Source organism: Caldicellulosiruptoraceae bacterium PP1, assembly GCA_041320695.1.
In the GTDB taxonomy this organism is placed as follows: domain Bacteria; phylum Bacillota; class Thermoanaerobacteria; order Caldicellulosiruptorales; family Caldicellulosiruptoraceae; genus JBGGOQ01.
Window position 1 is genome coordinate 1 of sequence record JBGGOQ010000035.1, and the last position, 949, is coordinate 949.

Sequence of the window (949 nt, forward strand, 5' to 3'; positions counted from 1 at the left end):
CGCTTTTTCAATCAAAAACTCTTTGAATTCTTCCAAGTTTTTAGGAGTAATACCAACTTTTTCACCATTTTTTAGGTATAGTAGTAATATATTTTTATTTACTCTTGTTGCACACATATAAATACGACCTCTATCCAGATAATCCACATTACCTAATGCATATCCTGGAAACTTTATGAAGCCTTGGGTGTCTGCTAATGGATTTACAAAAAGATTTTCAATTGAAACGTTTTTTATTTGTTCATATTTAATTATTTTTTTATACCAACCACATTTTATAATTAACTGCTCTTCTGTGCATGTATATTCCATTGTAAAAAATATTATGACATAAATTAAAAAGAATGAACCTATACCTCCTCCTATTATAAAACTAGGTAATAAGTTTATTATTTTTTGTTCAAATGGTAACTGTATTTTAACCAACAGAATTGATGGTACCAAAAATAGTATAACAACAAAGCTTAAAATAAATAACCAACCAAATGAATTCGCAGGTTTCTCTTTTTTAAAACTATATATTTTATTATTCATTATTTCTTCACTCCATTTTGCAATTTTAGATTTTTTATTATAATAATTGTCATATATATTTAATTTTTTCATTTTTATAATATTTATAGGCCAGCATCCTCATAATGTTTTTAAATGAATCAAATAATCTTATTAATATAATTAACATTTAGATGCTGAAGTCAAGTATACGGTTTGATATACTGTAATAGAATATACTGTAGTTAATGCTGTAGCTACTGTAGCTTGGGAATATATCATACCAGCAGAAATTATAGCTAATACAAATGCAACTGCTCCAGCAGCTATTACTGCCAATGCCGTACAACTATCAGGTCTAACTTCTCCAACTCCGCTAATTGTTGGTGTAGAATATTCTTTCATATGAATTCTCCTCTCATAATATAAATTAAAACTTATATATTGTATATATCAA

At 26.7% G+C, this 949-nt stretch carries 2 protein-coding genes; both read right to left on the minus strand.

Annotated features, from left to right (window positions below; translation table 11 throughout):
• Positions 1–534, minus strand: a 534-nt coding sequence (locus ACAG39_12445; protein ID MEZ0538029.1) for a PH domain-containing protein, incomplete at its 3' end; no start/stop codon positions are given.
• Positions 535–675: 141 nt separating this feature from the next.
• Entirely contained in the window at positions 676–897 is a 222-nt protein-coding gene (locus ACAG39_12450) for a hypothetical protein (protein ID MEZ0538030.1), read from the minus strand.
• Positions 898–949: the final 52 nt, after the last annotated feature.

Coding starts and splice junctions, on each gene's coding strand:
- ACAG39_12450 (MEZ0538030.1), bottom strand. CDS start 897: ATGAAAGAATATTCTACACCAACAATTAGCGGAGTTGGAGAAGTTAGA.